This is a genomic window from Pseudomonas sp. JV245A, from assembly GCF_032424515.1.
GTDB lineage: Bacteria > Pseudomonadota > Gammaproteobacteria > Pseudomonadales > Pseudomonadaceae > Aquipseudomonas > Aquipseudomonas protegens.
Map to the genome: position 1 here is coordinate 1 of NZ_VYKE01000058.1, position 21,454 is coordinate 21,454.

The 21,454-nt window shown below is 58.3% G+C and carries 23 protein-coding genes and 1 tRNA gene; 11 read left to right on the top strand and 13 right to left on the bottom strand.

The features are described 5' to 3' along the window. The first annotated feature begins 37 nt into the window (after positions 1–37). On the top strand, positions 38–1,318 hold the full coding sequence (locus F6S12_RS16945) for a reverse transcriptase domain-containing protein (protein ID WP_315869116.1): 1,281 nt from the start codon (positions 38–40) through the stop codon (positions 1,316–1,318). A gap of 241 nt (positions 1,319–1,559) precedes the next feature. Here the strand turns inward: F6S12_RS16945 and F6S12_RS16950 are convergent, their stop codons facing one another. From F6S12_RS16950 to F6S12_RS17005, 12 genes are all read right to left on the bottom strand, one after another. Continuing rightward, positions 1,560–1,925, bottom strand: a complete 366-nt coding sequence (locus F6S12_RS16950; protein WP_315869117.1) for a histone-like nucleoid-structuring protein, MvaT/MvaU family — start codon at positions 1,923–1,925, stop codon at positions 1,560–1,562. Positions 1,926–1,989: 64 nt separating this feature from the next. Then, positions 1,990–2,193, bottom strand: a complete 204-nt coding sequence (locus tag F6S12_RS16955) for a hypothetical protein (protein ID WP_315869118.1) — start codon at positions 2,191–2,193, stop codon at positions 1,990–1,992. A 39-nt stretch (positions 2,194–2,232) separates the two neighbouring features. After that, complete coding sequence (locus F6S12_RS16960; RefSeq protein ID WP_315869119.1) at positions 2,233–3,096, bottom strand: hypothetical protein; 864 nt, start codon at positions 3,094–3,096, stop codon at positions 2,233–2,235. A gap of 89 nt (positions 3,097–3,185) precedes the next feature. Continuing rightward, a complete protein-coding gene (locus F6S12_RS16965; protein WP_315869120.1) occupies positions 3,186–6,074 on the bottom strand; it encodes a DUF927 domain-containing protein in 2,889 nt (962 codons plus the stop codon). Then, a complete protein-coding gene (locus F6S12_RS16970) occupies positions 6,071–6,340 on the bottom strand; it encodes a DUF3077 domain-containing protein (protein ID WP_315869121.1) in 270 nt (89 codons plus the stop codon). Before F6S12_RS16970 ends, F6S12_RS16965 begins: the two co-directional genes overlap by 4 nt. Beyond that, a complete protein-coding gene (locus tag F6S12_RS16975) occupies positions 6,337–6,621 on the bottom strand; it encodes a hypothetical protein (protein WP_072442601.1) in 285 nt (94 codons plus the stop codon). Before F6S12_RS16975 ends, F6S12_RS16970 begins: the two co-directional genes overlap by 4 nt. Next, a complete protein-coding gene (locus F6S12_RS16980) occupies positions 6,618–7,103 on the bottom strand; it encodes a hypothetical protein (protein WP_315869126.1) in 486 nt (161 codons plus the stop codon). Before F6S12_RS16980 ends, F6S12_RS16975 begins: the two co-directional genes overlap by 4 nt. A 48-nt stretch (positions 7,104–7,151) precedes the next feature. Further along, positions 7,152–7,457, bottom strand: coding sequence for a hypothetical protein (locus F6S12_RS16985; protein WP_315869122.1), 306 nt, complete (start codon positions 7,455–7,457; stop codon positions 7,152–7,154). Continuing rightward, positions 7,454–7,735 (bottom strand): AlpA family phage regulatory protein, encoded by a 282-nt coding sequence (locus F6S12_RS16990; RefSeq protein ID WP_072442603.1) that lies wholly within the window; start codon positions 7,733–7,735, stop codon positions 7,454–7,456. The genes F6S12_RS16985 and F6S12_RS16990 overlap by 4 nt, the downstream gene beginning before the upstream one ends. Before the next feature lie 90 nt (positions 7,736–7,825). Beyond that, positions 7,826–8,665, bottom strand: a complete 840-nt coding sequence (locus tag F6S12_RS16995; RefSeq protein WP_315869123.1) for a hypothetical protein — start codon at positions 8,663–8,665, stop codon at positions 7,826–7,828. Between the two features lie 282 nt (positions 8,666–8,947). Beyond that, positions 8,948–10,189 (bottom strand): tyrosine-type recombinase/integrase, encoded by a 1,242-nt coding sequence (locus F6S12_RS17000; protein WP_315869124.1) that lies wholly within the window; start codon positions 10,187–10,189, stop codon positions 8,948–8,950. Positions 10,190–10,353: 164 nt separating this feature from the next. Further along, a tRNA-Leu gene (locus F6S12_RS17005) sits at positions 10,354–10,438 on the bottom strand. 108 nt (positions 10,439–10,546) lie between these two features. Here F6S12_RS17005 and queA point away from each other — a divergent pair. From queA to F6S12_RS17035, 6 genes are all read left to right on the top strand, one after another. Then, positions 10,547–11,611: a tRNA preQ1(34) S-adenosylmethionine ribosyltransferase-isomerase QueA gene (gene queA, locus F6S12_RS17010; protein ID WP_053153610.1), complete on the top strand. Its 1,065-nt coding sequence runs from the start codon at positions 10,547–10,549 to the stop codon at positions 11,609–11,611. A gap of 14 nt (positions 11,612–11,625) precedes the next feature. Continuing rightward, entirely contained in the window at positions 11,626–12,741 is a 1,116-nt protein-coding gene (gene tgt / locus F6S12_RS17015; RefSeq protein WP_162470478.1) for a tRNA guanosine(34) transglycosylase Tgt, read from the top strand. Between the two features lie 47 nt (positions 12,742–12,788). Next, on the top strand, positions 12,789–13,127 hold the full coding sequence (gene yajC, locus F6S12_RS17020) for a preprotein translocase subunit YajC (RefSeq protein ID WP_015636884.1): 339 nt from the start codon (positions 12,789–12,791) through the stop codon (positions 13,125–13,127). A 62-nt stretch (positions 13,128–13,189) separates the two neighbouring features. Beyond that, positions 13,190–15,058, top strand: a complete 1,869-nt coding sequence (gene secD, locus F6S12_RS17025) for a protein translocase subunit SecD (RefSeq protein ID WP_183000048.1) — start codon at positions 13,190–13,192, stop codon at positions 15,056–15,058. A gap of 9 nt (positions 15,059–15,067) precedes the next feature. Then, positions 15,068–15,982 (top strand): protein translocase subunit SecF, encoded by a 915-nt coding sequence (secF, locus tag F6S12_RS17030; protein WP_053153604.1) that lies wholly within the window; start codon positions 15,068–15,070, stop codon positions 15,980–15,982. Positions 15,983–16,104: 122 nt separating this feature from the next. Next, positions 16,105–16,659 carry a glycine zipper 2TM domain-containing protein gene (locus F6S12_RS17035; RefSeq protein ID WP_011063221.1) on the top strand — a complete coding sequence of 185 codons (555 nt, stop codon included), beginning with the start codon at positions 16,105–16,107 and terminating at the stop codon, positions 16,657–16,659. 128 nt (positions 16,660–16,787) lie between these two features. Here F6S12_RS17035 and suhB read toward each other — a convergent pair whose 3' ends face one another. Continuing rightward, on the bottom strand, positions 16,788–17,603 hold the full coding sequence (gene suhB / locus F6S12_RS17040) for an inositol-phosphate phosphatase (protein ID WP_011063220.1): 816 nt from the start codon (positions 17,601–17,603) through the stop codon (positions 16,788–16,790). 245 nt (positions 17,604–17,848) lie between these two features. Between suhB and trmJ the strand changes: the two genes are divergently transcribed. From trmJ to F6S12_RS17060, 4 genes are all read left to right on the top strand, one after another. Beyond that, positions 17,849–18,622, top strand: a complete 774-nt coding sequence (gene trmJ, locus F6S12_RS17045; protein ID WP_019094261.1) for a tRNA (cytosine(32)/uridine(32)-2'-O)-methyltransferase TrmJ — start codon at positions 17,849–17,851, stop codon at positions 18,620–18,622. Continuing rightward, on the top strand, positions 18,622–19,398 hold the full coding sequence (gene cysE, locus F6S12_RS17050) for a serine O-acetyltransferase (protein WP_011063218.1): 777 nt from the start codon (positions 18,622–18,624) through the stop codon (positions 19,396–19,398). Before trmJ ends, cysE begins: the two co-directional genes overlap by 1 nt. Before the next feature lie 240 nt (positions 19,399–19,638). Then, on the top strand, positions 19,639–20,130 hold the full coding sequence (gene iscR, locus F6S12_RS17055; protein WP_011063217.1) for a Fe-S cluster assembly transcriptional regulator IscR: 492 nt from the start codon (positions 19,639–19,641) through the stop codon (positions 20,128–20,130). Positions 20,131–20,180: 50 nt separating this feature from the next. Further along, positions 20,181–21,395: an IscS subfamily cysteine desulfurase gene (locus F6S12_RS17060; protein WP_015636881.1), complete on the top strand. Its 1,215-nt coding sequence runs from the start codon at positions 20,181–20,183 to the stop codon at positions 21,393–21,395. Positions 21,396–21,454: the final 59 nt, after the last annotated feature.

Below are 21,454 nucleotides of genomic sequence, written 5' to 3' on the forward strand. Positions count from 1 at the left end.
TGAAGGTCCCCTGTAGCAGTTGGGTGAGAGTTCACTGGTGTCTCCCAACAAACAAGGAGTTTTTGTGACCTCGTCGCTTTACCGTAGGATCTATAGCGGGGATTCGTTGTATTCGGCTTGGAGGAAGGTCAAAGAAAGCGCCTTTTCTTCATCATCCGAAACTATCCGAAACGAAGCCAAAGATTTCGAGAGCCGACTCCCTCGGTCGCTTTCCGACATCCAGCGCGCGTTATCCAAGAAGACCTTTGCCTTCCAAAAGCAGACCGGCGTGGCAAAAACCAAAGCCAACGGAAATTCTCGCCCGATTGTGCTTTCACCTATACCCAACCGGATCGTCCAACGGGCTCTACTTGAGGCCTTATCCCGTACTAAGTTCGTGAAAGAAGCGCTGGCTACCCCCACGAGCTACGGAGGCATAAAAAACAAACGAGTTTCGATGGCGATAGCCGATACCAAGGCAGCCATTGCAAAAGGAGCCACCTTCCATATCAGGTCAGATATCGCCGAGTTCTTCACTAAAATTGACAAAACCCGTGTGATGGCACTCGTAGCCCCTCACATCACCTGTCCTGACACGATTGCATTATTCCGAGCTGCTATCACTACTGACCTTGTAAACATTGACTTGCTTCGACGTCAGCGTCTTGCTGAAATTTTCCCCATCGGGGTAGAGGGTATAGCTCAAGGATCTCCCCTATCCCCACTAATAGCCAATTTGTACCTGCAAGACTTTGACAGGGCCATGAACGATGGTGACGTCACCTGTTTGCGGTACATCGATGACTTCCTAATCCTCGGGAAGGACATGGGCTGCGTGGATCGTGCTTTTAACAAAGCACAGGCTGAGCTCAAAAAACTATCACTTGAAGCATACCGGCCCGCAGCAACTAGCGATAAAGCTTCAAGGGGCCTTACAGCTAAAGGATTCGATTTCTTAGGTTGCTTCGTCTCGGCAGGACTGGTTCAGCCATCTACAGCTACCAGGGAGCGATTCAAGGAGCGGATCAAATCCGATTTAGACGCATCTATACGCATGATGAAATTCAGTGTCGAAGCTGGAGATATATCCCCAAAGGGTTCCTATTCTGGGGCGTTACAGAATCTCGACCGAGTAATCCTGGGTTGGGGAAAGGCCTTTATCTTTTGCAGCAATGGCCAGTGGATAAAAGGTTTGGATGATTACATCACAAGTGCATTGACGCAGTATGAGATGGAGAAAGCGAATCTCTTCCAAAAAGCAAATGGCACGGCTCAACGTACGATGTTGGGGGTAAGGCTGCTTGCAGCGGTCCACTCGGAGACTAGAGAAACGGAGTGACCCCTTGTGGCCGATAGAAGGCTTTCGTGAAGGGCAACTGTGGACCGGGTCAACCTCAGGTTATGCCAGTCACTCGGAGGGCGTCGTCAAGGCTGCAATGGTTGTAAAATTGAGGCTGGATTGGCGCAGCCTTGCGACATAGTGCTGCTCCCAGAAAGAACGTACTTGATGTTGTAGGTAAATCAGGAATACTAAAATGACAAAAAGGGCCCGTCTGGGCCCTTTTTCAGACGCAACGACCTTACTTTTTCAACCAGCTCTCAACCTCATCGGAACCGTGCTTGGTTTTCCACTCTTTCAGCGTCTTGTGATTGCCTCCTTTGGTTTCAACCACTTCACCAGTGTGCGGGTTCTTATACGTCTTCAGCTCTCGAGGTTTACGCGTGCCTGGCGCTTGAACAAGCGCTTGGTCGCGTGCGCTGCTCTGTGGTTCTAGCAGGTTGACGATGTGCTTGAGGCTGAAGCCATACTGGACCAGCAATTCACGGAGCTTGGTTTCAAACTCGATCTCTTTTTTCAGTGCTCCGTCGTTCTTCAGTGCTTCCAACGCCTGGAGCTGTTCGGCCAGATGTTTTTCAAGCTGACGGTATTCGGCAAGTTTTGACATTAGCACTTCCTAATTTATTGTTTGAAGATATCTATCTGAATAGCATTACAGCATAGAGTTCAGGTTAACTTCGACCTTTTAACTGGCTTTCGATGCGGCTCATTTCGTTCTTGATCAAGTTGACCGTTAGTGCCTGAACCTTAGAGACTTTTCCGGTTTTGATATCCACGACTTTCATCAGTGCGGCCAAATGACTTTTGCGCGCTTTCAAAGTGTCAGTCCAGCTAGCGTTACTTTGTATTGGAGTGGTCACGATTTTTTCATCCATGCGATTCTAAACGGCCCGCATCGGCGGGCTATTTCGGATTCACGCTGCCAGCAGATCTTCCAATGAAATATCACGGGCGGCGGCAACCAGTTCTGAGTTACTAAGGTCCGAAAGAAAAGGGCCGAATCGAGGTACATCCAGCTTGGAGAAACCGTATCCCGAGCCCCCCTTTTGGTAGCTCACGGCAATTATCCGTGCGCCTATAGCGATGAGTTGATCTGTAACGGCATTCCACTCTTCGTCTAACGTAAGCCCTACTGCACTGAGGGCCGCATTTTTGGCGTCGTCTGCTCGCTGCTTTGCGTTTGAAATTTGCGTTTCAAGGGAGTCAAGTTCCGCCTGTAAAGCCACGAGGATGAGCTCCTGCCTTCTAACGTGCTCATCTGTGGTTGCGAGTTGTTTGGCTGCCTTCTGAATTTCGCCGTTGGCAGCTTTCTCGCCTTCGCTGTCGCCACTGGCGAGACTTCTGGCATACAGACTTGCAGCGTCTCTTTCTGCTTGCTGCGCTTTTTCTAGGGATTGGTCCGCATCCGTCTGAATCGTCAGAAGGCGCTCATTCAAGTGCGACTGTGTCCGTTGTAACGCTTCGACCTCAGCAGCAGTTTCGGACATGGTTTGGATCGACTGCGATTTGATCTCGTCAACCTGCTCCATGCGTTCTAAGTACGCGATCTTTTTATCGATACGTTCAATTTCGGATGGGATGTCTCGTAAGCGGCTGTTGGCAGATGATAGTCGCTCCATAGCTTCACGCCCCTCAGGGCTTCCTATCATGTTGCCGTTCGGGCTGTAGTTGCTGGGGGCGTTGCGCCACTCGGCCTCCAGAACAGTAAGACTGTTTTCGATGGTTTCGCGCTCAGCAACCAGAGCGGCGCGTTGCTGTTTCAATTCATTCATTTTCATGTTCATGGTCCTTGATGAGTTTTGATTAAGTTGATTTGGCTGGCGAGGCCGGGAGTGAGCCGGCGTTACCTCTATTAGCTGAGATGCCCTCAGGCAGCCCGAGCCTCGCTGTTATCCGTTCCCGGAATTGCCTTCACGATGTAGCAGCGCTGTTGGCCTAAGCCGGGCAATCGCACCAGACTTGATGCCTTGCCGTCGCTGCTCGGCTCCAGCACACCGCGTTGCAAGAGTTCCTTGTTTACTGCGGTAAGGTTCATGCCCCGGAAGATCTCCGAGCGCCACGCCTCGGTCAGGACGTAATAAGTGTTGGTGGTGTGCATGGTGTCGCCCATGCCGTGCTCTAGCGTCTTGCGAAAACCAAGGCGGTCGATGGTGCGCGGACCGTGTTCGTCGATCTTTGCTGCCGCCGACTCCCAGCGGGTGAAGCGGCTTTCGCCAAAGCGTTCGATGACCTGGCGTAGGCGGGTGAGAATTGCTTCGCCCTCGAAGTTTCCGGCGCCGCCACGCTCGGCTAGCCATGCGTGCAAGCAGACTCGGGCTGCGGTGGTGGCGGTGCCATCCGGCCAGCCGGTGACACCAAAGGCTGTGGCCAACTCGCCTGCTGCTGCCGCGAGCCCGAAGCGCAGGGCTGCGCGTTGGGCCTGACCGCTGGAAGAGCTCGGCAGGTTTTGGGTAATGAATTGCTCCAGGGTGCGGCGAACGATCACTGACCATCTGAGCATTTCTCCTGGCGCGCACAGTGCTTCCAGAAAGGCGGTGAGGGGAGTGCCGTAGTATTTGGCGACCCTGGCTGTAAGCGCGTCAGAGAGGGCGGCTGCGTCTTCCTGGCCGTTCAGCACGTCGAACATGCCGAGGCCCTTACTGGCGTCTGCGGGGACTGCGAGCATGCGCACCTCCATGCCCGCTTTCAGTTCCTTGTTAGCCTCTGCCATGTGTTGGGCCAAGGTCTTCTCGCCGGTCGATAGAAACAGCAAGCGCCATTCTTGAACCTGTCGGCCCGCTTGCCCTCGATCATTGGCGCGGGCCTTGCCGGTGCCGTTGCCGAGCATGTACACCGTCTCGCCAATGATGCGTGGGTCGCACATGCCGATTTCGTCCAGCACCAGGAGGCCGTCGGAATGAGCAGCAGCGATAGACTCCAGGGCGTTGTCTGTGGAGCGCCACGAACGCACCAGACGCGGCCCGCCGTAGACTGATGCCGCTACGCGCAAGTGAGTGGTCTTGCCCCCTGAGCTATCACCGTAGAAGTGAAAGCCGCCTGACTCGTGACCCAGTAGGTTCAGCAGCGGGCCGGCAAAGGCTACGCTCACGACAAATGCCAAGCGGTGATTGCCAATACACAGCGCGCCAATCTGCTGTTGCCATTGCTCCAAGGTGCCCGCTTCGCTGATGGGCGGGAGTTGGGCGCCTGCGTCGTAGAAGTGCAGGTGCTCCTCATGTGAGCCGAGTTGTTGTTCTGGCAATAGATAGGCGTTGCCGTGCCATCCCAAACGCGTCACCAGTCGCGCTCGTTGCGCGCTGTCAAAGCCACCGAGGTAGCTCTGCAAGTCGTTGCGTGCGTTGCGCCCTGAACGGCTCCCTGCGAGGCGCAGGCCCATGTCTACCAGCGGCCCTAACACGTCTTTGCCGAAGTCACCGGTCATGGTACGTGCCGGAATGTTCCAGCGTTTTTTGGCGCCGTCTGGATCGTCAAACTCGACCAACAAGCCCCAGTTATGGCCCTTCTCGTCACGGGTGCGAGCGATGATCTCCAGGGGCGAGCACACCGGGCGTGCCTCACCATCATCACCGGCATAAAAAACCCCTTCGGGCGTCAGGCGGAAGCCACTGGGCATCAGGTCATTTTTCGATTTCGCCGGGCGCTTGGTCGCTGTCTTTGTCTTGATGGGCTCCTCTGTTTTTTTGTCCGCCGTGTTCACGAAAAACTCACCGCTGCGCACCAGCTCGGCAATGTGGCCAGCGGTCCAGCCCTTGGTCAGTGCGTCGGCAGCGTCGTCGCCTTCTAGCCACTTGCCACCTTTAGCGAATGAGGGCTTGCCGTCCTTGGTGGTGGGCTTGCGCTTGAACACCTCAAGTGACACTTGCTGTACTGACTCCGCGCCCAGTTCAAGCAGCTTCGGCTCGATGGCGTCCATGCACGCTTTACCGCTGGCATCGTTGTCCGGCCAGAGCAGTACCGACCGCCCTTTGAGCGGCAACAGGTCGGCCTTGTGCCAGGAGTTCGAACCGTTCGGCCAGCAGGTGGCCACGTACTCAGGCATCAATTCAGTGGCGGCGTCTGCGGCCTTCTCGCCTTCACACAGCACCACCGGGGCGTCGATACGCTGGGCCAATTCATCCAGGCGCAGCAAGGGGCGTGGTTCAGGCAGGCCCTGCCAGCGCCATTGAGTTGTTTGGCCATCGGAGCGTTTGCACCAGGTCAGCGGGGCAAAGACCTTTCTCGGCTTACCGTCTTCGTCCGGGCCCAGGTCGAAGCGATACAGCGCCATGACCGGCTGACCTTGAGCGTCGCGGTAGATCCACACCTTGGATGGTGCGCCGTGTTGTCGGTGTTTGGCCGGGCACTTGCTCATGGCCTCTGCTGGGATCGGCAGGATGGCGATCCACTCGGGCGACTTGCTTTTGGCCGGTGTGGATTTGGCCTGAGCTGTTCCAGCAGAAACGCTCAGCAGCTCCGCGAGCTTGTTGCAGGCTTCCACATCTGTACCGCCGTCGAGGTAGCGCACTAGGTCAATCAGGTCGCCACCCTTGTCGCCGGTGGCAAAGTCCGCCCAGGTGCCTTTGCTCAGGTTGACCTTGAGTGAGCCTGCGCGCTTGTCGGTGCGCGTGGGGTTCGGTGCGGTGTATTCCTTGCCTCCGTCTACGCGTTTGCCGTTGGGCAGCCAGTGGGCCAGCACGCGGTCAATGTCCTTGAGAGCGGCGCTTTTTACGTCGGCAAAGCTGGGCCGTTTTGAGGCGTTGCTGGTGCGTTGGGTCATGGCTCGGCCCTCGACACAAAGAGTGAGTCGTTCACATCGTCGAGGAGCGCCTTGGCCATCTCGCCGAGGTAGAGCGCACACCAGCTATAACGCTCGCCTTTATCGCTCATGGCCGCGTCAAGAGTGAGCTGGTTGCTGTAGTGCTGAAGGAGTGAAATCGTTTCGAGCGCGTCCTCGATCGACACTCCTGCATTGACTCGAAACAGGCATTGGCCGTTGGTGCTGCCGAAAAAAGATGCCCGGCCCAAGGTGGTTTGAGTGTTCATAGCGCACCGCCTTTCTGGTCCAGAGGAACAGAAGAAGCATCACCGTGCAGGGTGAGTGTTTTGATCAGGCCCAGGGTGCCGCGAACGTCCCAAATAACCGAGGCAATAACGTGATTGGAGAGACGTGACTGATCACCTTCGAAGTGATCTTCGAGCAGCGTCAACACGGAGTCTGCACGCTCAATAGCGCACGTGATGGCGTCGATGGGGATACCGGCTTCAACGTCATTGCTGACGCACAGTAGGTCTTCGGGTAGGGCAAGGCTGCGCAGAGTGCTCATTGGGCACCCCCTGCGCTTTCCAGGGCACGAGCCTTGGCCATGTGGGTGTTGTAGCGAGAAAGGCGTGTAGCGAGGCTGGAGTTGGCGTGTAAAGCGGCGAGAGCCATTGCCCTGTGGGCAGCGGCGCGAATTTTGGACGGATTGAGGGCGTGCATGGGTGTAGCTCCTGTATGTGAGGAGCTGCCACGATTCGTCGCCAAACGAATAAGGGTGGCAGCTGTGCGCGGGTTGGCGAACCGGGCATACAGGACCCCGGCAGACCCGAAGGTCTCCCACGCACAGCCGCCATAAAATGGATATGCGGGCACAAAAAAAGCGCCTGCAATCGTAATGGGGGCGCCTGTGCGCCTGTATGGATTCGGGTCGCCAAACCCGTTCGCTGATTTTGCAGCGACGGCCAGAGAGTAGCGCCCGTTTTTTGAAAGTGCAACTGTGGTGATGGCTTGCAGATTGTTCAGGTGCGGCATAAATTGTTCGTGCATGTAGATTTACCTCAACGCCTCCGGATCGCCCCCGGGGGCGTTTTCATTTCAGGCATGAACTTCCCGGCGCAGGGAAAGCAGAGGAAGGAAGTCGCCCTCGATGCAGGAGCGTGCGTCTTCGTAGGCATCGATCTGCTGGCCTTCATCGACGATGACGGCGTGAGGGGGCATGCTGGGCAACGCGAGCGCGCACCAGGTGCCGTCAGCCCAGCTCATCACGGCCACTACGTGGTTTCGTCTGGCCTGCTCGGTTCGGTAGCGCTCCAGGCGTTGCATGCATCGCGATGAAAAGCCGATTTTTCGAAGCGCAGAGAGGGGCTGCAGGACGGCTCGGTGACCGATGGGCTTTTTCATGCGGCCACCTGATCGCGTGCTGCGATGCGTGCTCGTGCCCAGGCTTGTACTTCGGAGAGAACCCACGCAACGGGCGCGCCGCGAGCGTTGCTGTTGCTGAGCTTGACCGGCTGCGGGAAACCACAGTCGGAGCGCTGCATGAGTTTGTAGATGGTCGAGCGCTTCATGCCTACGATGCCCTCAACTTCGCGCATGCGGATCAGGGTCGAGGCGGCATCAAACAATGAGGGGGCGTTGGCGGGTGCTTTGCGGGAAATTTCGGTTACGGAGGTTTTCATAGGTATTGCTCTCGCTTGATTTGGACTGGCGAGAGCAATGGTCTAGGGATTAATTAGTGGTGAGCAGTTCACTTCCAATTGAAATTTCAGTTACACCACGAAATTGCGTTTGAGAATGGCCTCAATGCTCTTACGAGTCAGCGCTTTTTCGGTTTCGAGAGTGACCCACTCAGGGCGTTGTTTGGGTGGTTTGGCGACCTCACGCGTTAGCCAGGCATGCACCGCCGTTGCGACGTTACGTTCTGACATCCCTGCCGACAGGTAGTGACGTGACTGTTTTACTATCGCGGCATCTCGAGCGTTAGTTTCCTCGCTACGCTGCATGCTGCTGATGATTCCGCCTTTTTTGCGAATCGCGTTCTTAATCGCTCGGTCGGCAATGGGCCTCAGTTCATCGTTGAGCAGGCAGGGTAGAGAAGTGATCGGTTCCAGATAAAGTGCGTACTGATCCAGCGCATCGATGCGTATGTTTGGATCAACCTGCGTCTCTACGAACTGACGGTAGAGGTCCCAGGGCCAGTCGGTAGGAGGTTCAGAGGTATGCGACCAAGCCTCTTGATCAGCTGTTTGCATCCAGTTGGCTAATTCCGCCAGCGCTTTTATGGCGCAAGCCATGATGTACGCGGTATGCGCGTCGCGCTCCGAAGCGGACTCATATTTGCTGTACTGACGGACCCAATGCGCGAGGCGTCCCCGAGTATCGGTTGAGGCAAACTGAAAAATAGTCTCCTCATGGATCGACGTATGGATGCACATGCTGGCGAGATTTTTATCGATATCGTCGCGATGAATGCGCAGCCAGCACTGGTCGATCATGTGGCAGGCGTCAGCGACCTGTTCACGGCAGAGGTCATAGAGCGGTTGCGCTGATAGATATTTGAGCAGGCCGTGGCATAACACCGAATGCAATGTGAGGTTGTGATCAACCATTGCCGAGTGCCTCAGGCACCGTGTAACGAAGAGTCCCACGCCCTGCGTTTGGAAGGCGGAGCCAGCGAAAGTCGCGTGGTAGGTACGGTTGCAGGCCGTCTGCCCGCAGCGCCAGGGCATTTACTTTGGCGTTACACGTCGAGGCCGCGTTACATCCGAGGTTCGCTATGCTGCTCAACTGTGTAACGGTCGTGAAAGCCAATGAAACCGGGCGTCTGGTCAGAGGTGTTACACGAGTAACACCAGTTACACCGTTTTTTGAGAGGGGCAGGGTATGTGCTCTCATACCGCCTTTCCAAACTGACCTTGCACCACATTGTCGGTCTCTAAGGCATCAAGGTGATCTGCATACCACTGCATCATCTGAATGCGTTGTTCAAGGTACTGGGCTTTGTTGTAGACCCCTGAGATTCCTTCCTCCTTGTGGGCCAGTTGTGCCTCAACGTGCTCCTTGGGCCAACCATGTTCTCGCAGCAGCGTGCTTGCTGTGTGCCGTGTGCCGTGACCCACAAGGCGGCCTTTATACCCGATGGTAGCGAAGACTTTGTTGATCGTGTTTTCACTAATAGTTGGATTCTTGGAGCCCACTCCGGGGAACAGCCAGCGACTGCGGCCAGTCAGGCAATGGAGTTCCTTTAGGGCGGCAATGGCTTGATGGGGGAGAGGGCAAACGAAGTCTCGGCGCATCTTCATCTTTGCCGCTGGTGTCGTCCAAGTGGCCTTATCGAGGTCGAACTCTTTCCATTCAGCTAGGCGAACCATGCCAGGTCGTGAGGCTGTCCAGATGCAAAGCCATGCTGCTGTTCGTGCCGTCAGTCTGCTGGGGGTGTTTTTAAGTGCGGTGAGGAACTCGCCTAGCTCGGGTTCTAGTAGATGCGGGTGCTGTTGAGTTTTTGGCGCTTGGGCAGCTATATCCCGAAGCCGGCTTCCCGGGTCGTTCTCGGTGAGCCCTAACCCGATAGCCCGCCCAAATATTTGGTTGATCCAGGTGCGGCACTTTTCCGCTACGTTGTGGGCATCTCGGGCTTCGATGGATGCTTGGAGTTCGGCGCAATCGGTACGGGTGATTTCGTCGAGCGGTTTGTCCCCCAGTGCCGGGAGAATGTCCTTGTCGAGGTAAGTGCGGATCTTGTTGAGTGTTGAGGGAGCCAGTCCCTTTTCTTCTTTTGCCTTTAGCCAGGCGTCAGCAGCTGCTCTGAAGGTTCGTGTCTTCGCTGCATCTATGGCGGCCTTGGCAGACCGCTTTTGCTCAAGGGGATCAATTCCGCTGCTTATGGTCTTGCGCAGTTCGGCAGCTTTTTCCCGGGCCAATGCACCGCTCACCTCGGGGTAACCCCCTAGCCCCATCCAGGCCCAATTGCCCGCAGGACGTTTGTAACGGAGCTGCCAGGATTTACCACCATCAGCCTTGACCCTGAAGTACAGGCCGTTTCCGTCCAGCTCGCGGTACTCCTTTGCTTCAGGTTCCAGCCCTGTAAGCGTGGTGTCTGCAAGAGGGCGGCGCTTGATATCTGCGCGCTTCATCCTTGTATCCCAAAGTTCGGTATTTTTCTCAGGATACAAGCGGGGATACAGGGATACAACGGATAAGGGGAGATAGGGATAGATAGCCAGACACAAAAAAACCGGCCAAGTGGCCGGTTTCTCTGGGTCTGAGAGGCTGGTAGAGACTCTCAGATACTGCTATGTGGTGCCCCGAGGGAGACTCGAACTCCCACTTCTTGCGAAAACGGATTTTGAATCCGCCGCGTCTACCAATTCCGCCATCAGGGCTCAATGGCGGCGAAGTATAGAGAGGCGCTTACCGTTGGTCAATCGGCTTTCATGGTCAATTTTTGCTTAATCCGCTAAACTTTCCGGCCCTGCTAGACGAACCCCATCATGCGCGTTGCTGACTTTACCTTCGAGCTTCCTGATTCGCTGATCGCCCGCCATCCACTGGCCGAGCGTCGCGGCAGCCGTCTGTTGACCCTGGATGGGCCAACCGGCGCCTTGGCCCACCGTCAATTCACTGATTTGCTTGAGCATTTGCGCCCGGGCGATCTGATGGTGTTCAACAATACCCGGGTGATTCCGGCCCGTCTGTTCGGTCAGAAGGCTTCCGGCGGCAAGCTGGAAATCCTCGTCGAGCGGGTGCTGGACAGCCACCGTGTGCTGGCCCATGTGCGCTCCAGCAAGTCGCCCAAGCCTGGGTCGAAGATCCTCATCGACGGCGGTGGCGAAGCCGAGATGCTGGCGCGCCATGACACGCTCTTCGAGCTGGGCTTTGTCGAAGAAGTGCTGCCGCTGCTGGACCGGGTCGGGCACATGCCGTTGCCTCCTTATATAGACCGTCCGGATGAAGGCGCCGATCGCGAGCGTTACCAGACCGTGTACGCCCAGCGCCTGGGCGCGGTGGCGGCACCGACCGCCGGGCTGCATTTCGACCAGCCGCTGCTGGAGGCCATTGCCGCCAAGGGCGTGGAGACCGCGTTCGTCACCCTGCACGTGGGGGCTGGTACCTTCCAGCCGGTGAGGGTCGAGCGCATCGAAGATCACCATATGCACCATGAGTGGCTGGAAGTCGGCCAGGACGTGGTGGATGCAGTTGCTGCGTGCCGGGCTCGCGGTGGCCGGGTGGTGGCAGTGGGCACCACCAGCGTGCGCTCCCTGGAAAGCGCCGCGCGCGATGGCGTGCTCAAGCCGTTCAGTGGCGACACCGACATCTTTATCTACCCGGGCCGGCCGTTCCATGTGGTCGATGCCCTGGTGACCAACTTCCATCTGCCGGAATCCACGCTGTTGATGCTGGTTTCGGCGTTCGCCGGCTATCCCGAAACCATGGCCGCCTATCGCGCCGCGGTGGAAAATGGATACCGCTTTTTCAGCTACGGTGATGCGATGTTCATCACCCGTAATCCCGCGCCGACCGCTCCCAAGGATCTGGCCCCCGAGGAAACTGTATGAGTCGCACTTGTCGTATGTCCTTCGAGCTCCTGGCCACTGATGGCAAGGCTCGTCGCGGTCGCCTGACCTTCCCCCGCGGCACGGTGGAAACCCCGGCCTTCATGCCGGTGGGCACCTATGGCACGGTCAAGGGCATGCTGCCGCGGGATATCGTCGCTACCGGCGCCGAAATCATCCTCGGCAACACCTTCCACCTGTGGCTGCGCCCGGGCACGGAAGTGATCAAGGCCCACGGTGACCTGCATGATTTCATGCAGTGGAAAGGCCCGATTCTGACCGACTCCGGTGGCTTCCAGGTGTTCAGCCTGGGTGCCATGCGCAAGATCAAGGAAGAGGGCGTGACCTTCGCCTCGCCGGTGGACGGCGCCAAGGTGTTCATGGGCCCGGAAGAGTCGATGCAAGTGCAGCGCGACCTGGGTTCGGACATCGTGATGATCTTCGATGAATGCACGCCGTACCCGGCTGATGAAGACGTGGCGCGAATCTCCATGGAGCTGTCCCTGCGCTGGGCCCAGCGCTCGAAGAATGCCCACGGCGACAACACCGCGGCGCTGTTCGGTATCGTCCAGGGCGGCATGCACCAGGACCTGCGCATGCGCTCCCTGGAAGGCCTGGACAAGATCGGCTTCGACGGCCTGGCCATTGGCGGCCTGTCGGTGGGCGAGCCCAAGCATGAAATGATCAAGGTCCTGGACTACCTGCCAGGCCAGATGCCAGCCGACAAACCTCGTTACCTTATGGGAGTTGGCAAGCCGGAAGATCTGGTTGAGGGTGTGCGCCGCGGTGTGGACATGTTCGATTGCGTGATGCCAACCCGCAATGCCCGCAATGGGCATCTGTTCATCGATACAGGCGTGCTGAAGATCCGTAACGCGTTCCATCGCCATGATGATTCGCCGCTGGACCCAACTTGTGATTGCTACACCTGCCAGAACTTCTCCCGTGCTTATCTGCACCACTTGGACAAGTGTGGGGAAATGCTCGGGAGTATGCTCAATACCATCCATAATTTGCGCCATTACCAGCGTCTTATGGCTGGTTTGCGCGAGGCTATTCAACAAGGTACATTGGCCGCCTTTGTCGATTCCTTCTATGCCAAACGCGGGTTACCCGTGCCGCCTTTAGAATAAGTTCTAAAGACGTTAAGACACTAATTCTGAAATTATCGGAGTGTTAAATGAGCTTTTTGATCCCTGCCGCGTATGCGGACGCCGCTGCACCTGCCGCTGCCGGTCCTGCTGGCACTGGTTTCGAGTGGATTTTCCTGATCGGCTTCCTGGCCATCTTCTATCTGATGATCTGGCGTCCACAGGCCAAGCGCGCCAAAGAGCAGAAGAACCTGCTGGGTAGCCTGCAGAAAGGCGACGAAGTTGTGACCACCGGCGGTATTGCCGGCAAAATCAACAAAGTGACCGACGACTTCGTGGTTCTGGAAGTGTCGGACTCCGTTGAACTGAAGTTCCAGAAGGGCGCGATCGCTGCCACGCTGCCAAAAGGCACGCTGAAAGCGATCTAAGTTTCATCTTTTACCAATCGACGGGGCGCGCAAGGCGCCCCGCGTCATAAACGGGCGGCGTGATGCTGAACAAATATCCTCTGTGGAAGTACCTACTGATCCTGGCGGTGCTGGCGATCGGTTTTATTTATTCCGCTCCCAATCTATACCCTGATGATCCGGCCATTCAGGTCAGCGGCGCGAGTACCGCGTTGCAGGTCACTCAGGCGGATCTGGATCGTGCGAGCAAAGCGCTCACCGACGCCGGCATCAACGTCAAGGCTGCTTCCATTGCTGCCAACGGCAAGGGTGGCCTGCTGCGCTTGACCAACAAGGAAGACCAGCTTCCGGCCAAGGATGTAGTGCGCAAGGCGCTGGGCGATGACTATGTGGTGGCGTTGAACCTGGCGCAAACCACTCCGCAATGGCTGCGCAACCTCGGTGCGCACCCGATGAAACTGGGTCTGGACTTGTCCGGTGGTGTGCACTTCCTGCTGGAAGTGGACATGGACAAAGCCCTCGACGCCCGCCTGAAAGTCTATGAAGGCGACGTCAAGAGCCTGCTGCGCAAAGAGCGCCTGCGCTATCGCAGCCTGCCGCAGCTCAATGGCGCCATCCAGCTGGGCTTCAGCGATGAAGACAGCCGTGAGCAGGCCCGTTCGCTGATCCGCAAGAACTTCAATGATTTCGATATCGTACCGGCCGACCTCAATGGCCAACCGGTGCTGCGTCTGGCGATGACCCCAGCCAAGCTGGCGGAAATCCGCGAATACTCCATCAAGCAGAACTTGACCACCGTGCGTAACCGGGTCAACGAGCTGGGTGTGGCCGAGCCTCTGGTTCAGCGCCAGGGTGCCAACCGTATCGTGGTTGAGCTGCCGGGCGTGCAGGACACTGCTGAAGCCAAGCGGATCCTGGGCAAGACCGCCAACCTGGAGTTCCGTCTGGCCGCCGAGCCGGGTGCTTCCAAGGCGACTTCCGAGTCCTTCGAATTCCGTGAGGGCAATCGTCCTCCAGCGCAGATCGAGCGTGGCCTGATCATCACCGGTGACCAGGTGACCGATGCCCAGGCCGGTTACGACGAGCATGGCCGCCCACAGGTGAACATCAAGCTTGATGGCCACGGTGGCGAGCTGATGAACCGTTCGACCCGCAGCAATGTCGGTCGCAGCATGGCGGTGATCTTCATCGAGCAGAAGCCGATCACCACCTATACCAAGCAGGTGGTCGACGGCGTTGAGAAGGACGTGCCGGTCCAGGCGTTCAAGGAAGAGAAGAAGATCATCAGCCTGGCGACCATCCAGTCGCCGCTGGGCAGCCAGTTCCGTATCACTGGCCTCAATGGCCAGGGCGAATCCTCCGAGCTGGCGCTGCTGTTGCGTGCCGGTGGTCTGGCGGCGCCGATGTACTTCGCTGAAGAGCGCACAATCGGTCCGAGCCTGGGTGCTGACAACATCACCAAGGGTATCGATGCGTCGCTGTGGGGCATGCTGTTCGTGTCGCTGTTCATCATCGCCATCTACCGTTTCTTCGGGGTGATCGCCACTGTGGCGCTGGCCTTGAACATGGTGTTGCTGCTGGCCCTGATGTCCCTGCTGGGGGCTACGCTGACCCTGCCGGGTATCGCCGGTATCGTGCTGACCATGGGCATGGCGGTGGACGCCAACGTGCTGATCTTCTCGCGGATACGTGAAGAGATCGCCGCCGGCATGACCGTGCAGCGAGCAATCAACGAAGGCTTCGGCCGGGCATTCACCGCGATTCTGGACTCCAACCTGACCACATTGCTGGTGGGTGGCATCCTCTTTGCCATGGGCACCGGCCCGGTCAAGGGCTTTGCGGTGACCATGTCCCTCGGGATCTTTACCTCGATGTTCACGGCCATCTGGCTGACCCGCGCGATGGTCAACCTGATCTTCGGCGGTCGTGACTTCAAGAAGTTGTGGATTTAAGGGGCTGCCATGTTACGTACTATTAACTTCATGGGCGTGCGCAACGTTGCGTTCGGCGTCACTGTGCTCCTTACCGTCCTGGCGTTGTTCAGCTGGTTCCATAAGGGCTTGAACTACGGTCTGGACTTCACCGGCGGTACGCTCATCGAGCTGACCTACGAACGTCCGGCGGATGTGATGAAGGTGCGTTCGCAACTGAACGACGCCGGTTATCACGAAGCTATCGTGCAGAGCTTCGGTGCGACCACCGACCTGCTGGTGCGGATGCCGGGCGAAGACCCGCAGCTGGGCCACCAGGTGGCGGCCGCCCTGCAGAAGGTCGGTGGTGACAACCCGGCGCAGGTCAAGCGCGTCGAGTTCGTCGGCCCGCAGGTGGGTGAAGAGCTGCGCGACCAGGGTGGCCTCGGCATGCTCATGGCGCTGGGCGGCATCCTCATCTACCTGGCGTTCCGCTTCCAGTGGAAGTTCGCGGTCGGTGCCATCGTCTCGCTGATCCACGACGTGATCGTGACCGTGGGTATCCTGTCGTTTTTCCAGATCACCTTCGACCTGACGGTGCTGGCGGCGGTACTGGCGATCATCGGTTACTCGCTCAACGACACCATCGTGGTGTTCGACCGGGTGCGTGAGAACTTCCGTGTGCTGCGCAAGGCCAGCCTGATCGAGAACATCAACATCTCGACCACCCAGACCCTGCTGCGCACCATGGCCACTTCGATCTCCACCCTGCTGGCGATCGTGGCCCTGCTGTTCTTCGGTGGCGACAACCTGTGGGGCTTCTCCATCGCCCTGTTCGTCGGTGTATTGGCGGGTACCTACTCGTCGATCTACATCGCCAACGTGGTGCTGATCTGGCTGAACCTGAACAGTGAAGACCTGATTCCTCCGGCCAATACCGAGAAGGAAGTGGACGACCGTCCTTGATGGCCTGACCTGTTCCGGCTGTCAGTTAAAAAGGCGCGAGTGTTGAACTCGCGCCTTTTTTTTTGCTCCAAGGCTGGGAGAAGCGCGGGCTTTTGACCCGCATGTATGGTCAGGAGGTTCACGTGAACAAGTCGTTGCTGGTTGGTGCGGTATTGGGTGCTGTCGGTGTCACCGCCGGGGGTGCTGTTGCCACCTACAGCCTGGTTAAAAGCGGCCCTGAGTATGCGCAAGTGCTGGCCGTTCAGCCGGTCAAGCAACAGATCAAGACCCCGCGGGAGGTCTGCAAGGACGTCGCCGTGACCCGCCAGCGTCCGGTCAAGGATGAGCATCAGATCCTGGGCACCGTGGCTGGCGCAGTGGGCGGTGGCCTGTTGGGTAGCATGATCGGTAATGGCAATGGCAAGAAACTCGCCACGGTTGCCGGTGCTGTTGGTGGGGGCTATGCGGGGAACAAGGTGCAGGAAGGCATGCAGGAGCGTGATACCTACACCACTACGCAGACTCGCTGTAACACGGTCAATGACATCAGTGACAAGATCGTTGGTTATGACGTGAAGTACGACCTGGGTGGCAAGCAGGGCCAGGTGCGTATGGATCGGGATCCGGGCAACCAGATTCCGGTGGATAAAGAAGGGCGTCTGATTCTCGGTCAGAACCAGAATCAGCCCGGCCAGTAACCCTCAACTGCAGGGGCTGTTTGCCGGCGAAGGCGATCTCAAGGTCCCATTCGCCGGCAAACAGGCTTCTACGGCAATTGCGGGCATAAAAAAAGCACCCCTTGGGGTGCTTTTTTTGTCGCTGCTGCTTAGCGCTTCAGCGAAGCCGGCAGGTGCGGCTGGATGGCGGTCAGGACTGCCTTGAAGCATTTGGTGTTGCCGGCCACGACGTGGCCTTTTTCCAGGAAGTCGTGACCGCCGGTGAAGTCGCTCACCAGGCCGCCGGCTTCCTGGATCAGCAGGGCGCCTGCTGCCATGTCCCATTCGGACAGGCCCGATTCCCAGAAGGCGTCAAAGCGACCGGCGGCGACGTAGGCCAGGTCCAGGCTTGCTGCGCCAGCGCGACGGATGCCTGCAGTCTGGCCAACCAGGGCGCGGAACATGCCCAGGTAGTTGTCCAGGTTGTCCATCTGGTCGTCACGGAAGGGGAAGCCGGTGCCCAGCAGGGCGCCGTCCAGGCTGGTGCGGCCGCTGACCCGCAGGCGACGACCGTTCAGCTGGGCACCGCGGCCACGGCTGGCGGTGAATTCTTCCTGGCGAACCGGGTCCAGAACCACGGCGTGTTCCAGGCGGCCACGGTATTTGCAGGCGATGCTCACGGCAAAGTGCGGGATGCCACGCAGGAAGTTGGTGGTGCCGTCCAGTGGGTCGATGATCCACAGGTAGTCTTCGCCTTCGCCGCTGCCGGCGTGCAGGCCGGTTTCTTCGCCGAGGATGGCGTGGGTCGGGTAGGCTTTGCGCAGCGCGTCGATGATCTTCTGCTCGGCAGCGCGATCAACTTCGGATACGTAGTCTTTGGCGTCTTTTTCGTCGACCTTGATGGTATCCAGGCGCTCGATGGAGCGGAAAATCAATTCACTGGCGCTGCGGGCGGCGCGCAGCGCGATATTCAGCATTGGCTGCATGGATAGGTCACCTAAGGTTGTTAAAGAAAGCCGAGCATTCTAGCAGAAAACTTTTGCAGATGAAGGTCGGCGTTCGCTTTGATTGCATTGATCCGCTGTGTGGCGCATTTCGTCAGCGGGTATTGGCCGCTCCTGTCACGGGCTCTCAATAAGGCAGCGGAATTGGCAGATGGTTATTTTTGAGGCGGTGGTGCAGCCTGTTCTGTAATATTTGCTCCCCCTTCCCGTGTCCGAGAGCGCCTCCCTTGCTGCAGAACATTCGTGTCGTCCTGGTCAATACCAGTCATCCGGGCAATATCGGCGGGGCTGCGCGTGCCATGAAGAACATGGGCTTGTCGCGGCTGGTGCTGGTGGAGCCGCGGGTATTTCCGTCCCATGAGGCGGATGCGCGGGCTTCTGGTGCCACCGATATTCTCGAAAATGCCCAGGTGGTGGCGACGCTGGAGGATGCTCTGGCGGGTTGCACCCTGGTGTTCGGCACCAGCGCTCGTGATCGGCGCATTCCCTGGCCGCTGCTGGATCCCCGCGAGTCGGGCCTCAAGGTCGTGGAGGAGGCCGGGCAGGGGGCGCAGATCGCTCTGGTGTTCGGTCGTGAAGATTCCGGCCTGACCAATGACGAACTGCAGCGATGTCATTTCCATGTGCATATCCCGTCGGATCCGGAGTTCAGCTCGTTGAACCTGGCCACGGCGGTGCAAGTGCTGACCTATGAAGTGCGCATGTCCTGGTTGGCAGCTCAGGGCCAGCCGAGCAAGGTGGAGAAGGATGAGGTGGCGTCGCCGCGCAGTGATGAGCTGGCAACCATGGATGAGCTGGAGCGGTTCTACGAGCACCTGCAGCAAACTCTGGTGGCCATCGACTTCCTCGATCCGGAGAAACCTCGACACTTGATGGCGCGCTTGCGTCGGTTGTACGGTCGCAGCTCGGTCAGCCGGGCGGAAATGAATATATTGCGAGGCATCCTCACGGAAACCCAGAAAGCGGCTCGTGGGGAGCTACAGAAGCGGAAGGATCAGTGATGTTCGAACGTCTGCGTGAAGATATCCAAAGTGTTTTCCATCGTGACCCGGCTGCGCGCAACGCCTTTGAGGTGCTGACCTGCTACCCGGGGATGCATGCGATCTGGATCCATCGCCTGTCCGGCGCCTTGTGGGGGATGGGCTGGAAGTGGCTGGCGCGGCTGGTCTCGAACTTCGGGCGCTGGCTGACCGGGATCGAGATTCATCCGGGGGCCAAGGTCGGTCGTCGCTTCTTTATTGACCATGGAATGGGCATCGTCATTGGCGAAACCGCCGAGATCGGTGATGACGTCACGCTTTACCAGGGGGTGACCCTGGGTGGCACCAGTTGGAATAAAGGCAAGCGCCACCCGACCCTGGAAGATGGTGTGGTGGTGGGGGCTGGCGCCAAGGTGCTGGGGCCGTTCACGGTCGGGGCCGGGGCCAAGGTTGGTTCCAATGCCGTGGTGACCAAGGCGGTGCCGGCCGGTGCGACCGTAGTGGGGATTCCGGGGCGGATCATCATGAAATCCAATGATGAGCAGGAAGCCAAGCGCAAGGCCATGGCGGAAAAGCTCGGCTTCGATGCCTATGGCGTCAGCGAAGACATGCCTGACCCCGTGGCGCGGGCCATTGGTCAGTTGCTTGATCACCTGCAAGCGGTCGATGGTCGTCTGGAGGGGATGTGTGGCGCGCTGAAGGATCTGGGCAGTGACTACTGCGCCAAGGACTTGCCTGCCCTGCGTGAAGAAGACTTCGCTGAAGTCAAGGGCAAGGGCGACAGCCAGGTCGGCTGATGCCCCGCAAACCGGCTTCTCCTGCAGGAGCCGGTTTGCCGGCGAAAAAGCCCCCGAGAGGCCATAAGCGACCCGCGGGTCAGTTGTTGCCATCGCGCTGTGCCATTACGTCGCAGACTTTGCTATGATTCGCGCGCTCTTTTGCGGGTAAATCCGACTAAAGTAGTTGGTCTTATAGTTGACCTGATTACTCGGGTATTGCATACTCGCCTCCATTCCGAAACTCCGTGGTACTTGTCCATGCGACTGACTACTAAAGGCCGATACGCCGTGACCGCCATGCTTGATCTGGCGTTGCACGCGCAACATGGCCCGGTCTCCCTGGCCGATATCTCCGAGCGCCAAGGCATTTCCCTGTCCTATCTCGAACAGCTTTTCGCCAAATTGCGCCGTAGCAATCTGGTGTCCAGCGTCCGGGGTCCTGGTGGCGGCTATCAGCTGTCCCGCGACATGCAGGGGATCCAGGTGGCCCAGGTGATCGATGCGGTGAACGAATCGGTCGATGCAACCAAATGCCAGGGGCTGGGTGATTGCCATGCCGGCGACACCTGCCTGACGCACCACTTGTGGTGCGATCTGAGCCTGCAGATCCACGAATTTCTAAGCGGTATCAGCTTGGCTGACCTTGTCACTCGCCGTGAGGTGCAAGAAGTAGCCCAGCGTCAGGACCAGCGCCGTTGTAATGGCAAGGCGCCGCGCCTGGACAAGATTGAAGCGTCCGCCGTCGAATGACAGCCAAAGAGCTAGCGGCACGCCAGCCAGCCTGATTTAGGAGAGAGTCCATGAAATTGCCGATTTACCTTGATTACTCAGCGACCACCCCGGTTGATCCGCGCGTCGCGCAGAAAATGAGTGAATGCCTGCTGGTCGACGGGAACTTCGGTAACCCGGCGTCCCGCTCCCACGTGTTTGGCTGGAAAGCCGAAGAATCGGTGGAAAACGCCCGTCGCCAAGTGGCCGACCTGGTTAACGCCGACCCGCGTGAAATCGTCTGGACTTCCGGTGCTACCGAATCCGACAACCTGGCAATCAAGGGTGTCGCGCATTTCTACCACACCAAGGGCAAGCACCTGATCACCTCGAAGATCGAGCACAAGGCTGTCCTGGACACCATGCGCCAACTCGAGCGTGAAGGCTTCGAAGTGACCTACATCGAGCCGGGCGAAGACGGCCTCATCACTCCGGCCATGGTCGAAGCAGCCCTGCGTGACGACACCATCCTGGTTTCGATCATGCATGTGAACAACGAGATCGGCACCATCAACGACATCGCTGCCATCGGCGAACTGACCCGCTCCAAGGGCGTGTTGTTCCACGTCGACGGCGCTCAGTCCACCGGCAAGGTCGACATCGACCTGCAGGCCCTGAAGGTCGACCTGATGTCCTTCTCCGCCCACAAGACCTACGGCCCGAAAGGGATCGGCGCGCTGTACGTCAGCCGCAAGCCGCGGGTGCGCCTGGAAGCCACCATGCACGGCGGTGGTCACGAACGCGGCATGCGTTCCGGCACCCTGGCTACTCACCAGATCGTCGGCATGGGCGAAGCCTTTCGCGTGGCCAAGGAAGACATGGCTGCCGAGAACCTGCGCATCAAGGCCCTGAGCGACCGCTTCTACAAGCAGGTCGAGCACCTGGAAGAGCTGTACATCAACGGCAGCATGACTGCCCGCGTACCGCACAACCTGAACCTGAGCTTCAACTACGTTGAAGGCGAGTCGCTGATCATGGCCCTCAAGGACCTGGCAGTGTCTTCCGGTTCGGCCTGTACTTCGGCCTCCCTGGAGCCTTCCTACGTGCTGCGTGCCCTGGGTCGCAACGACGAGCTGGCTCACAGTTCGATCCGCTTCACCTTCGGCCGCTTCACCACTGAAGAAGAAATCGATTACGCGGCGCAGAAAGTCTGCGAAGCCGTTACCAAGCTGCGCGCTCTGTCGCCGCTGTGGGACATGTACAAAGATGGCGTCGATATCTCGAAGATCGAGTGGGCGGCGCACTGAATATAAGTCGCCGCACAGGGTTCTGTAGAGCGTACCGATAACGGCGATTTGCAGAACCC